Annotated in this window: 12 protein-coding genes; 5 read left to right on the top strand and 7 right to left on the bottom strand. The window is 63.9% G+C overall.

Annotated elements, in window-relative coordinates:
* Window positions 1-2: 2 nt before the first annotated feature.
* Complete coding sequence (locus QO014_RS16840; RefSeq protein WP_266349868.1) at window positions 3-1,133, bottom strand: efflux RND transporter periplasmic adaptor subunit; 1,131 nt, start codon at window positions 1,131-1,133, stop codon at window positions 3-5.
* Window positions 1,134-1,414: 281 nt separating this feature from the next.
* Entirely contained in the window at window positions 1,415-2,470 is a 1,056-nt protein-coding gene (locus QO014_RS16835) for a hypothetical protein (protein ID WP_266349867.1), read from the bottom strand.
* Window positions 2,471-2,799: 329 nt separating this feature from the next.
* Here QO014_RS16835 and QO014_RS16830 point away from each other — a divergent pair, with 329 nt between their 5' ends.
* The 3 genes from QO014_RS16830 to QO014_RS16820 all read left to right on the top strand — a co-directional run bounded on the left by QO014_RS16830 (window position 2,800) and on the right by QO014_RS16820 (window position 4,403).
* Window positions 2,800-3,252: a MarR family winged helix-turn-helix transcriptional regulator gene (locus tag QO014_RS16830; protein WP_266349866.1), complete on the top strand. Its 453-nt coding sequence runs from the start codon at window positions 2,800-2,802 to the stop codon at window positions 3,250-3,252.
* A gap of 41 nt (window positions 3,253-3,293) precedes the next feature.
* On the top strand, window positions 3,294-3,695 hold the full coding sequence (locus QO014_RS16825) for a DUF1398 domain-containing protein (RefSeq protein WP_266349865.1): 402 nt from the start codon (window positions 3,294-3,296) through the stop codon (window positions 3,693-3,695).
* Between the two features lie 144 nt (window positions 3,696-3,839).
* Complete coding sequence (locus QO014_RS16820; RefSeq protein ID WP_307258553.1) at window positions 3,840-4,403, top strand: DUF6790 family protein; 564 nt, start codon at window positions 3,840-3,842, stop codon at window positions 4,401-4,403.
* 123 nt (window positions 4,404-4,526) lie between these two features.
* Here QO014_RS16820 and QO014_RS16815 read toward each other — a convergent pair whose 3' ends face one another.
* The 3 genes from QO014_RS16815 to QO014_RS16805 all read right to left on the bottom strand — a co-directional run bounded on the left by QO014_RS16815 (window position 4,527) and on the right by QO014_RS16805 (window position 9,454).
* A complete protein-coding gene (locus tag QO014_RS16815) occupies window positions 4,527-5,060 on the bottom strand; it encodes a GNAT family N-acetyltransferase (RefSeq protein WP_266349864.1) in 534 nt (177 codons plus the stop codon).
* A 74-nt stretch (window positions 5,061-5,134) separates the two neighbouring features.
* The gene (locus QO014_RS16810; protein ID WP_266349863.1) at window positions 5,135-8,263 is read right to left on the bottom strand and encodes a multidrug efflux RND transporter permease subunit; all 3,129 of its coding nucleotides are present in this window, start codon (window positions 8,261-8,263) and stop codon (window positions 5,135-5,137) included.
* A gap of 12 nt (window positions 8,264-8,275) precedes the next feature.
* A complete protein-coding gene (locus QO014_RS16805; protein ID WP_266349862.1) occupies window positions 8,276-9,454 on the bottom strand; it encodes an efflux RND transporter periplasmic adaptor subunit in 1,179 nt (392 codons plus the stop codon).
* A 163-nt stretch (window positions 9,455-9,617) separates the two neighbouring features.
* Here QO014_RS16805 and QO014_RS16800 point away from each other — a divergent pair, with 163 nt between their 5' ends.
* Together QO014_RS16800 and QO014_RS16795 are read left to right on the top strand one after the other, a co-directional pair.
* A complete protein-coding gene (locus QO014_RS16800) occupies window positions 9,618-10,301 on the top strand; it encodes a response regulator (protein ID WP_266349861.1) in 684 nt (227 codons plus the stop codon).
* A 4-nt stretch (window positions 10,302-10,305) separates the two neighbouring features.
* Window positions 10,306-11,388: an ATP-binding protein gene (locus QO014_RS16795; RefSeq protein WP_266349860.1), complete on the top strand. Its 1,083-nt coding sequence runs from the start codon at window positions 10,306-10,308 to the stop codon at window positions 11,386-11,388.
* A 30-nt stretch (window positions 11,389-11,418) separates the two neighbouring features.
* Here QO014_RS16795 and QO014_RS16790 read toward each other — a convergent pair whose 3' ends face one another.
* Window positions 11,419-11,988: a cytochrome b gene (locus QO014_RS16790; protein ID WP_266349859.1), complete on the bottom strand. Its 570-nt coding sequence runs from the start codon at window positions 11,986-11,988 to the stop codon at window positions 11,419-11,421.
* A gap of 321 nt (window positions 11,989-12,309) precedes the next feature.
* Window positions 12,310-12,807: a hypothetical protein gene (locus tag QO014_RS16785; protein WP_266349858.1), complete on the bottom strand. Its 498-nt coding sequence runs from the start codon at window positions 12,805-12,807 to the stop codon at window positions 12,310-12,312.
* Window positions 12,808-12,812 lie beyond the last annotated feature (5 nt).

Here is a 12,812-nt window from a genome sequence, read left to right as displayed (position 1 = left end):
GTTCAGCTCGCGGCTTCGGGAGCGGCGAGAGACGCCGGCGCGGCCGGTGCCGACTGGATCTTGACGCGAACGCCTGGCCGCAATCCGTACTGCCCTGCCGTCACCACGCGGTCGCCCCTCGCAAGGCCGCTTTTCACAATGGCCGTGCCTTCGGCGATCTGTCCCGGCTGCACCGCGCGCGGCTGCACGGTCCCATCGGGCTGGATCGCATAGACGAGATAGCCGTCCGGTCCCCGTTGCAGGGCGGCGGACGGCACCGTCGTCACGTTCTTCTCGACCCGCAGCGTGAGGCGCAGGTTGACGAACTGTCCGGGCCAGAGCCGGTTCTGGCTGTTCGGAAAGGTCGCCTTGAGCTTCAGCGTGCCGCTCGCCGGATCGATCTGGTTGTCCATGAGCGTCAGCGACCCGACATCGAGCGCCGTATCCCCTCCCCTTGGCAAAGCCTCCGCCACCACGGTGCCGCTGGCGAGAGCCGCGGCGACGGCCGGCTGCGCCTGCTCCGGCACGGTCGCGATGACCGAGATCGGCTGCAGCTGCGTCACGACGACGAGGCCGGTCGTATCGGTGGAATAGACGATATTGCCTTGATCGATCAGCCGGAGGCCCGTCCGCCCGTCGAGCGGCGCGGTGATCTGCGTGTAGGAAAGCGCGGTATTGGCGACGGCGATGGCAGACTGATCCTGAACGATCTGGGCTTGCAACTGCTGGACGACGCTTTTCTGCGTGTCGTAGTCCTGCACCGTGCTGAAACCGCCCTTCTGCAGATCAGCGTAACGCGCGAGAATAAGTTGCGCGTTGGCGAGATCCGCCTTGTCCTGGTCCAGCTTCGCCTGTGCCTGCTGGAGCGCTGCCTGATAGCTGCGCGGATCGATGATGGCGAGCAGATCGCCCTTCTTCACATCCTGCCCCTCGCGGAACAGGACCTGCTGCAACTCGCCATCGATTCGCGTCTTGACGGTGACGGTGTTGTAGGCCTGCACGGTGCCGAGCCCGGTCAGGTAGACTGGGACATCGGCCGTCGCGGCCGTAGCCACCTGGACGGGCACGGGCGCCGGCGGCGCCGCGGGCGGCGGCGGCACATTGAGCATGCGGACGATGGCAAACGCCGCCGCGGCCAGAACAGCTGTGGCCACAAGGCCGACAATCAACCGCAGCGGTCGTCGCGACCTGTGCGAACTCGAAACTGCGACATCGGCATCCATGGCCCCGCTCCGAAAGACACGCCGCCCCGGAGGTTTCACCGGGGATGGCGCAGCTTCTTTCGGACAGTTGCGCTGGTCTTTCAGAAAAGCCTTCTGTTCAAGCGCGCTAGCCGGCCGCCTGGGTCAACAAGAGCAGGAACACCCCATCGCCTTATGAGCGATCGTGCAAGGCCGAAATCGCCGCCTCGATCTGCGCTTGGCCCGGCGCGTTCTCACGTCATCAGGCGCTCTATCTCGCCTGTCACGTCTGCCGCGGTTTGCCTGAGGCGTTTCAGCGTCTCGACCGTCGTCCTCGCGCCATTTTCGCCGAGGAAGAACATATGGTTGCCTGGCAAATTCGCGCTCAGCCACTCTGCGGCGCCCCGGACATGCTCGACCAGCAAAGCCCACTGCTCGGGGGAAAGCGAGGCGAGCTTGTCGGGCTGCGAGAAGACCAGCGTTTCGCATAGCCGCTGGGTGATGTAGACGCCCCAGGTCGAGCGGTCCGCGAGTGCGTGCCGCGCGTCGATCCGAGAAGCGTGCGTCATCAAAGCGAGCGGCGGAAAGGCTCTGTATTGCGCGGTGCCGACATCGAGCGCGTCTCCGGCCGGGTCGGAAACGAAAGCGCCATCTCTGTAGCGCTTCGCCGATGCCGCCAGCCCGACCGGGAAGTCGCCGGTCATCTCGCGGGTGAAACGGTCTCCGTCGAGCACCAGATGGCCAGCCGCCTGGTTCTGATTCGCGAGGCATTGCAGCAGCCAATCGAGATAGGCGCCCTTGATCGCGGCGAGGCCGCTCGCGGCCGGCTTCAACTGGTCGAGGCCGGGCAGCGTATTGGGCAGCGCGGACGCCGCCGCCATGGCGACGAACAGCTCGATGCCCTTTCCCCTCGCCCGCAGCGCGGCATGAAGCGGCTCTGCAATCCGTCCCGCCATGCTCCAGCCGAGGACGATCGCGTTGGCCGGCAGTCCATTCTGGTCCACGTAGCGAGCGATGATCTCGGCGCTCTGCTCCGCCCAGTTCGTGACTGAAAATTGCGGGAATGCGGCGTCAAACACGCCCGGGCTGTCGATGGGATAGGACAGGACCAGAGAGGGAAAGCCCTCCTCTTGCAGCCAATGGCAGAGGAAATCGGCGGCCTTTCCGTCCGGTGGTCCGTAGGCGACGCGGCCGAGCACCCCTCCTCCCGTGACGAACACGACGACGGGAAGCCCCGCTCGGCCGGGTTCGAACCGCACCAGAGCCGGATAGCCGGCCGCCTCGGTCAACTCTTCGCCCGGATAGAGCATTCCAGATCCCGTTTCAGCTTTCGCCGGAGTGAACCACGCCGCGCCCAGGGCTGGGCCGAGCAGCGCGAACTGGCGACGATTAAGGTCGCAGGCAACCAATTTCGAGAGCTCCCCTGTCACCGCCAAGTCTAGTCGAATGGACCGGCCCCAATCAAACAGAAGCCTGTTATGGCCTTACGAAGGCAGCCATCCGGCCTCCGCCCCCGGGCCGTTCGAACCAGCACCGAGGGCGCAGCAATGCGGCGACCGATCGAACACGCTCGTCCCCATCAATGTTGTTGACTAGGAAACTTAATCGATCTAGTTTCCTAGTCAACAAGGAGAGCTTCATGACCTCGGCCTCGGAATTGACCGATCACACCGGATACTGGATGCGGATGGTGTCAAACGCCGTGTCGCACGAGTTCGCGCGCAAGGTATCGGGCGAAGATGTCACCGTGGCGGAGTGGTCGTTCATGCGGGCGCTCTACGATTGCGAGCCGACACCGCCGTCAGTGCTCGCCGAGAGGATGGGCATGACCAAGGGGGCGATCAGCAAACTCGGGGAAAGGCTGGTGGCCAAGGGACTGGTCGAGCGGGCGGAAAGCCAGCAGGACAAGCGCGCGCACAGCCTGTCCCTTACGACAGCGGGGCGGGCCAAGATCCCGATCCTCGCAGCGCTTGCCGACGCGAATGACGCTGAATTTTTCGGCGTTTTGACGAAGGAAGAGCACGAAATGCTCGACCGTATCCTGAGGATTCTCGCCGAACGGCGCGAGCTGAAAGCAACACCGGTGGACTGACCCGCCGGCCAAACTCAATCTTGAAAAGAAAGGAAACCGCCATGGACGCGGAACGGATTTCTATTGCCGAAAATTGCCTGCATGCTGCTCACGATGGAAGCCTGAGCTTTCCGGAGATCGTCGGCAGGCTGATCACGGCCGGCTTCGAGGGCTACACGGTCGACTATCGCCGCAATACCCAGACCTTCTATCTGCCGGACGGTGACAGCGTGATGCTGGACATGCAGCCCTCAGACGGCAATGTCGCCCCCGCCTTCAATGCCAGTGAGATCGAGCGCCTCGTGCGCTGGGCGCAGGCGAACCCCGCCGACTACAGCTATGTCGCTTTCAGCGAGAAGGCGAAAGCCGCCGGCTGCGCGGGATATCTCGTCTCGTTTCTCGGCCGCCGCGTCGTCTATTTCGGCCGCACCGCCGAAACGCATGTCGAGCACTTCCCGAACTGACAGGGGACCGGTCATGACGCATTCCGGATTGTTGATGGGCGGGGTCATCCCGCCATCTGCATCGGGCTCGGCGCCGCTTCCGGCACCCTGCTGACCTGCGCCCGCGCGACAGCCATTTCCCTCTCACGTTGAAGGAGTCCCGTGATGCTGGCCGATCGGATCAAAGAGACCATCACCTTCGTGATGTCGAACTATTCGCTGAGCTTCTTCGTGCTCGGGCTGATCGTCTCTCTTGTTGCGATCGCGCGGTCGAGAGCTGCCATCGATCGGCCGCTCGTCGTCGAAGAGCTTCTCGCCTGGTACGTCTTCTTCAGCATCGGCATCGACAACTTCTATAACTTCGTCATGCACGTCTTCTTCGGCGAGCTTTCCGCCAGCTTCATCGGCTGGGCCGATAGTCCGTTCCAGTTCGAGGTCGGAACCGCGAGCCTGGGCTTCGCCGCGGTCGGTCTGCTCGCAGCCTTCCGGAGCTATGATCTGCGCCTCGCCGCCGTGCTCGGCCCGAGCATCTTCACGCTGGGAGCCGCCGTCGGCCATCTCTACCAGATGTTGACCGCGCATGATTTCGCACCGGGCAATGCCGGCATCATCTTCTGGACCGACATCTTCATCCCGCTGTTCGGATTCGCGCTGCTGTGGCTGAGCCATCGCAGCGGGCGCTCAGAAGCAACGCCGATTGCAGCCGAACCGAACCGGGAAAAGCCGTGAAGGGGTCAACGCGGCTTCATTGTCGGCCAAATCGCGCGGCATCTCGGCGAGTTGCAGACAGTCCTTGATCTCGCGCGCCACGGGATCGCGCCAGGGAGACCGACGCGATGGCATGCTTTGAGGTCAGACGCGTTTTTCGAAGCGGAACATTCCGCCGCCTCCGGGAAGGTCGGGGCCAGGCGGATGGCTCAGATCCGGGTGGTACGTGTTGAAGTACTCGACGATGCTGAAGCCGCAGACATTGACGTAGAAATGGATATTGCGCTTCTCGAAATAGGGCGTGTGCGTGATCCAGACCTTCGTGTCGGGATAATATCGTTCGATCGCCGTCCACGCCTTGCGGCCGAGGCCCCGGCCGATTTCGTCGGCTCGGATGAAGAAGAAATCGAGTGAATTGATCTGCGTCTCGGCATTGATCGAAACGACCGCGCCGCCGACCCACCGCCCGTCCTCGAGGATACGGAGCACAACGGCGTTAGGCTCCTTGAAGGAGTCGTTCACATCATCGCCCGAAGGGACGGCCCCCTTCTCGATCGATCCAAACTCTTCGACCACAGTGATCGCGAAGGCCTCCTGAAGGTCCTTGCTGAAGCGGGGCAGGTCGGCCTCGGTTGCGATGTCGAGGGTGACCCGGCTTTCTTGGGAAGCGGCAGTCATAGGCTATTTCCAGATCGAGGAGAGAGGCAAGGAGGTCGGATTGGTTTCGGATGCTCGGCGGCGGGCCGGGGCTGTCAGCCGGCGGTGAGCGGCTGAGCCGGCCCTGTCCCGTCTTGGGCGCGCGCCTTGCGCTCTGCTAACCGCATGATGAAAACGAAGAAGACGGGCACGAAAAGCACGGCGAGGACTGTGGCCGAAATCATGCCCCCGAAGAGGCCTGTGCCCAGCGCGTTCTGGGTTTCGGAACTCGGGCCTTTGGCGATGACCAGAGGCACGATGCCGAGCGTGAAGGCGAGCGACGTCATCACGATGGGCCGAAGCCGCAGGCGCGCCGCCTGGACCGCGGCCTCGCCAATCGAGCGCCCTTCCGCCACCAGCCTGCGGGCGAATTCCACGATCAGCACCGCGTTCTTGGCCGAAAGGCCGATCAGCGTGATCAGCCCGACCTTGAAGAACACGTCATTCTCCATGCCCCTGAGATGCACCGCCACGACCGCACCCAAAATGCCGAGCGGAACGACGAGCATGACCGAGAGCGGAATGGCCCAGCTCTCATAGAGGGCGGCAAGCACAAGAAACACGACGACGAAAGAGAGCGTGACGAGAAGCGGCGCCTGCGCACCGGACTGGCGCTCCTGGAACGATTGGCCCGTCCACTCGACGGCGAAGCCGGCGGGGAGCTGTGCGGCGATCTGCTCGATCTCGGTCATGGCCTTGCCGCTCGATACGCCGGGCGCGGCGTCTGCCGAAAGGCTGAACGAGGGATAGCCGTTGTAGCGATTGAGTTGCAGCGGACCGACGGACCATTCGGGCGTCACCACCTCGGAAAGGGGCACCATGCCGCCCTTGTCGTTGCGCACATGCAGCTTCAGGACGTCCTCGACCTGCATGCGGTCCTTCGCCTGCGCCTGCAGAATGACCTGCTGAAGGCCGCCGGCGCGCGGAAAGTCGTTGACATAGGTAGAGCCCATGGCGGAGGCGAGCACGTCGCTGATCGAGGAGAAGGAGACACCCAGCGCCCCGGCCTTCTGCCGGTCGACACGAAGGTTCACAGCAGGCCCGTTGGGCAATCCGTCGACGCGGACGTCCCGGAGCAGCCGGCTGTGCCCGGCAAGCGCGACGAGCTTCCCCGCCGCAGCCCGCAAGGCCTCCGCGTCGCGGCTGGCGCGGTCCACCAATCGCAGAGCGAGGCTGGACGTAGTGCCCAACTCGTCGATCGCGGGCGGCTTGATCATGAGGATGTCGCCCTCCGTCGCCGCCTGCATCGCCACTTCGGCGGCTGCGATTTCAATGTCGGTGCTGCCGCTTCGCGCCTCGAAATCCCTGAGCGTGGTGAATGACATGGCTGCATTCGGCCCGGAGCCGGAAAAGCCGAAACCCATGATGGAGAGATTGTTGGCGATGTCCGGGCGCGTCGCGGCGTAGCGGTCGAAGCGTTCGACGAGGGCTTGCGTACGCTCGGCCGTGGCGTCGGCCGGCAGCGTAAAGGACGTCATGAACGTTCCCTGGTCTTCCGCCGGCACGAAAGCGGTCGGCAGCGCGCTGTAGCCGACGACCAGCGCGCCAACGAGGACGCCATAGACCAGCATGACGCGACCGGTCCGCAGCACGAGCCACGCCGCCCATGACGTGTACCGCCTCGTCAGCCTCTCGAAGCCGCGGTTGAACCAGACAAAGAAGCCCTTGCGCTCGTGATGAGGCGCGACCGGCTTCAAGATCGTGGCGCAGAGCGCGGGCGTCAGGCTGAGGGCGAGGAAGGCCGAGAACAGGATCGAGACCGCAAGCGATACCGTGAACTGGCGGTAGATCGCACCGACCGAGCCGTCCGCGAGGCCCATCGGCAGGAAGACGGCCGTAAGAACCAGGGTGATGCCGATGACCGCGCCGGTGATCTCGCGCATGGCGCGGCGGGTAGCCTCACGGGGCGACAGGCCCTCGGTCGCCATCAGGCGTTCGACATTCTCGACGACGACGATCGCGTCGTCGACGATGATGCCGATTGCCAGCACCATGCCGAACATCGTCAGCACGTTGATCGAGTAGCCGATCGCCCACATCACGGCGAACGTGCCGAGGAGTGCGATCGGCGCGACGATCGCTGGAATCAGCGTGTAGCGGATGTTCTGGAGGAATAGGAGCATGATCAGGAACACGAGGATCATGGCCTCGGCGAGCGTCTGCACGACCTTGCCGATCGAGAGCTTCACGAAGGGCGCCGTGTCGTAGGAGACGGCATAGGTGACGCCATCCGGCATCGATGCAGCGAGCTCCGCAAGACGCGCGCGCACGCCTTCCGACGTGCTGACGGCATTGGCGCCGGGCGCGAGCTGTATGGCCGCGGCCGTGGCCGGCTTTCCACCCTCGAAGATGGAGAAGCCCATCGTCTGGGCGCCGATCTCGATCCTGGCCACGTCGCCGAGCGTCAGCTTCGAGCCGTCGGGGTTGGAGCGCAGCACGATGGCGGCGAATTCCTCCGGCGTCCTCAGCTGTCCATCAAGGCCGAGCGGAACGCTGATGGCCTGGCCAGGGACAGTGGGAGCCTCGCCGAGCCGGCCCGGCGCGACCTGGACGTTCTGGGACTGGATCGACTGCACGATCTCGGCCATCGAGATCGAATAGGAAATCAGCCGCGCGGGATCGATCCACACACGCATGGCGGCTTCCGAACCGAAGGACTGCACGCGGCCGACGCCGGCGACGCGCTTCAGCTCCGGCGCCAGGCGGCGCGCGAGATAATCGTCCAGCACCAGCGAAGCGGCCCTGCCTTGCTCGGAGCGCAGCGACACGATCATCAGGAAGCCTGATGTGACGCCCTCCACCGAGAGGCCTGCGCGCCGGACCGGCTCGGGCAGGCGCTGCTCGACGGCCCTGAGGCGGTTCTGGACATCGATCTGGGCGAGTTCCGGGTCGGTGCCGGGCTTGAACGTGACGGTGATGCTGGCATTGCCGGTCGAGTCGGAAGACGATTCGATATAGAGGACGTTCTTCACCGCTGTCAGTTCGCGCTCGATCGGCGCCGTGACGCTGTCGTTGATCGTCTGCGCACTGGCGCCGGTATAGGTCGTGCTGATGCTGATGCTCGGCGGCGCAATCACGGGAAAGCGCGAGACCGGAAGTTGCGGGATCGCGGCAAGGCCGGCCATCACGATGAATATCGCAATGACCCATGCAAAGACGGGACGCGCTATGAAGAACTGGGGCATGGACCGGGCTCCTCAGATTTGGGTCTTGGGCGAAGAGAGCTGGTAGGGAACAAGCTCCAGCTTCTGGCCCGCTCCTGTGCGGTCCTGGCCCTCGACGACCACGGTCTCGCCTGGCCTCAGGCCCGACAGAACGACATATTGCCGTTCCACAAGCGGCCCGAGCTCGACATCGCGGGTGCGGGCGCTGTTGTCGTCCCCGATCACCGCGAGCTGTGCTCGCCCCGACGGATCGCGGCGTACGGCCTGCTGCGGCACGGTCAAAGCATCGGGGTAGATGGCGCTCGCCACTCTGGCGTGCAGATACATGCCCGGCAGCAGTTGTCGGTGCGGGTTCGGCACCTCCACGCGCATGGCAATGCTGCCCGTGCCTGGATCCACCGTGCTCTCTGAGAAGAGGATCTTGCCGGGGAACTCATAGCGCTTTCCTGTGATCGTCAGGATTTGGACCGGAAGAGCACCGGTATCCTCGTTGCGGCTACCGTCTAGCCTTTCCTCAACTTGCTCCCGACGGATGGAAGACTGACGGACGTCGAGATAGACGCTGTCGATTTGCTGGACGACCGCGAGGGCTGTCGCGGCGCCGACGGAAGCCAGGCCACCTTCGGAGGTGAGGGCCTGACCGATGCGCCCGGCGATCGGGCTGCGGATGGTCGCGTGCGCCAGTTCGAGTTCGCGACGGCTCAAATTGGCCCCTGCCTCGGCGACGCTTGCACGCGCCTGTGCCAGCGCCGCCTTGGCATCGCCGAGTGCCGCGGCGCTCGTGGCCTGAGCCGCCATCAGGGCCTGGACCCGCTCATGCTTGACCGTGGCATTGACGAGATCAGCCTCGGCCCGCGCCAGCACGGCGGAGGCGGCCTCGACATCGGCGGCGAAGGGCGCGGGATCGATCTGGAACAAGGGCTGGTCCGCCAGGACCTCCGCCCCTTCGGTGAAAATCACCGACCGCACGATACCGTTGACCTGCGGACGTATCTCGGCCGTTCGACGCGCCGATACCCGGCCAGGCAGTTCGTCGTAGACGACCACTCGGTGCGGCTGCACCTTCAGGACGGAGATGCGGATCGGGTCGGTGGCTGCCTCCGCTTCGGCCGTATCGGACCTCGGGCTTTCGGCGCTATCCGAACAGGCGCCGAGAACCATCGCCAGGGCGGCGAGAAGAGCGAATGTCAGGGGCGGGCGAAGACGCGTCATTGCGGTCATCCGTCAAAGCGGTTCCATCGCTCGGGGCGACGCCGCCTCTATCGATCCGCCGTGTTGATGCCGTGTGGAGCCCATGTTGCGACTTGATGGAGACGAAGCGAGAGCGCTCGACGCAAAGCGAGCCGGATGGCATCCAACGTGTTAGGAGGACCTCATGACAGCCCTCGTTCTGATAGCCGAAGACGACGACGAGATTTCCGCGATCCTCGACGCTTACCTCGTGCGCGAGGGATTCCGGACAGTCCAGGCTCGCGACGGCCGCACCGCACTCGACCTGCATCTCGCTTTGAAGCCGGACTTGGTCCTTCTCGACGTCACGATGCCCCGTCTTGACGGATGGGAGGTGCTGGCCGAACTGCGACGCCGCGGAAACACGGCCGCCATCATGATCACCGCCCTCGACAAGGATATTGACCGTCTTCAGGGTCTGCGCATCGGGGCGGACGACTATGTGGTGAAACCCTTCAATCCGATCGAGGTCGTCGCGCGCGCGAAGGCTGTCCTTCGCCGCTCTGGACTGGCATCGGCTGCGGGCGTCTTGCGTGTCGGTGATCTCGTGATCGATCTCGATGCCTATCAGGCAAGCCTGGGCGCCGGCGCCGAGGCCGTACCACTCGTGTTGACGCTCACCGAATTCCGCATCCTCGCCCACATGGCACGGAGCCCCGCGAAGGTCTTCACCAGAAGCGAGCTCGTGGATGCATGCATGCCAGGCTCCAACGCCCTCGACCGCACGGTAGACAGCCATCTCAGCAAACTGCGCAAGAAGCTCGAGCAAGGAGGTGCCGTGGGCTTGCTGCCAGGCGTGCGCGGCGTGGGCTACCGGCTGATGGCGTGACGCGATGATCCCGCGCGCCGGATTGAGCCGGCAAATTCTCATCGCCATGTCGGCGATCACCGTAACGGCTGGCCTTCTGGTCTTCTTCGGAACCTATCTCGCCTACACGGCAATCGTCGCGTTCTACCCGATGCCGGAATCCGAGAGCTCCCTGAATATTGGCGATTTCCTGATCGTCGGCGTGTTGATCGCCGTCACGCTGCCGATCGCGGCCCTGATTTCATTCCGCCTCGCGCGTCGGATCCTGGAGCCGCTGGAATCGCTCGCCGCGAACGCACGGCGCATCACGGCGGGAGATCTGACGGCGCGCGCACGGGTCGGCGATCGGGCTCTTGGCGAGACGGCGGCCCTGATCGACGATTTCAACACGATGGCGCAGCGCCTGCAGGACATGGCCGCCGACATGGCCCTGTGGAATGCGACCATCGCGCACGAGTTGCGCACGCCGCTCACCATTCTGAAGGGGCGCCTGCAGGGGATGATCGATGGGGTGTTCGAGCCGGACGAAGGCTCGCTTCATGCCCTCATTCTGCAAGTTGACGGGCTGGCCCGGCTGGTCGAGGATCTGCGGACCGTGACGCTCGCCGACAGCGGGCATCTGGACCTGCGCGTAAAGCCGGTCCGCCTCGCGCCGGAAATCGAGCAGATGGCAGAGTTGATGGCGCATGATCTGCGCGCCAGCGGCTTCCGAATAGAGCTCGATCTCGCCGACGTCGTGGTTGATGCCGATGCGACACGCATCCGTCAGGCCCTGCTCGCGCTCGTCACCAACGCGCAGCGTTATTCGGTTCGGGGCACGATAACGATCTCGCTGGCTGAGGGCGACGGCGAGATTCTTCTGGGTGTCGCCGATGAGGGCCCGGGGCTTTCGCCCGGGATGGCGACCCGTGTCTTCGATCCTTTCGTGCGCGGCGAGCCGGCCCGCTCGTCGGACATGAGCGGCAACGGACTTGGCCTGTCGGTGGTGCGCGCGATCGTGGAGGCGCATGGCGGTCGTCTTCGCTACCGAGGCGCGCCGGGGGGCGGTGCGATGTTCGAGATGATCTTTGCAAAGGCAAAGCGTCATCCCGCTGCACAGGATGCGTAACGGGAGCGCTGCGGGGCACCGCGGCGCATTTCAAAGCATGCGCGGGAGAACGTCGGTCTCGCCGCCCTTGTCGTCGAGCCGGTGCTTCATGGTGCCCGCTACGTGCAGAGCGATGCATGCCAGCAGGAGATAGGCGCAATACTTGTGCAGCGCCTGAAACACCGCGAATGCCGCATCGCTCTTCGGCAAGATTTCCGGCACATGCGAGATGAAGAAGAAAGGAACGCCGTCGCCATCCGGGATGCTGCTCGACATGGCGTAGCCCAGCAGCGGCGTGAGGAGCGTCAAGGCGATGATCAGCCGTTGGGTTCCGTGCGAGAGCCGTTTCTCCCAGGCTTTCAGAGCCGCCGGTTTGTGCGGCAGCACAGCGTGGTAGCGCCAGCGCAGGGTCAGATGCACCAGCGCCAACAGCCAGACCAAGATCCCGAATTGCTTGTGATTGGGATACAGGATGCCGGCGGTGGGATCGAATTCGGCGCGACCGGTCATATACCAGCCGCACGCGATCAAACCCAGGATCAGGATTGCTCGCAGCCAGTGCAGGATGCGGATCGACACCGGATATCTGACACTGCGGCCTGTTCGCGATACTTCAGTCATGCAGCCATCCCTGTTCGGCCGGCTCCCTGCCGACGCCAGTTTCGGCAGGACCCTATCCATCGAAGATCGAGGCCGTGTGCAGGTTGTGTGGAGGCCACGTGGATCGCGCCGGCAATCTATGGCCATTGCGGGGCTGCGACCGTTGCTCATACGAACGCGAGAGCGCGAGATAGACCAATTGGTCGAAAAGGTTGCCATCGTCACTGGCGCGGGTTCAGGAATGGCCGATCAGGCGACATGAAGTCGGGATGGTAGAACGTCTGAAAATGTGGTCTGACAAGGGGGGAGGCATTGCGGCACAAGAGGCCAAGACGCCGCCTATTACTTTCGAATATGCAGCCATCCACGGCAAAATATGATTTTCGTGCAGGTATTATGAGATAAAATGTGTAGTTCTTTATGAAAGACGATGGTCATCGGCGCCGGGTTAGGGCCAGCTTGCTGGGCTCGAGCATGATCACCATCTTGATCGGCTTGGGCTGGACCGCGGCTTTCATTCAATTCGATCGGCCATTCTTGGCGGCAATGCATGCTGGCCTGATCGCTTTCGGCATTGCTTTGGGCTGGCTTGCCTATCAGGGACGATTGACGGGGGCGGCCTTGCTCGCCGGACTTTTCTTGCCCCTGTTCATCGCCGTTTCCTGTCTCTTCGACAACGTGCCGGATGGCGTGCACCGCGCCACACAGATACATTTTCTCGCTGTTGCCCTCGGCGGCTATTTCGTTTTCCGGCGAGGCGGCATCTACATGAAATATGTCATGCCGGCATTTTGCCTGATCGGCTTTGTCATCTTTTCGAATACGTCGATCGGCTTTCACGACCC

The sequence above is a fragment of the Kaistia dalseonensis genome (assembly GCF_030814715.1).
In the GTDB taxonomy this organism is placed as follows: domain Bacteria; phylum Pseudomonadota; class Alphaproteobacteria; order Rhizobiales; family Kaistiaceae; genus Kaistia; species Kaistia dalseonensis.
This window is presented reverse-complemented; position numbering and strand designations above follow the sequence as displayed.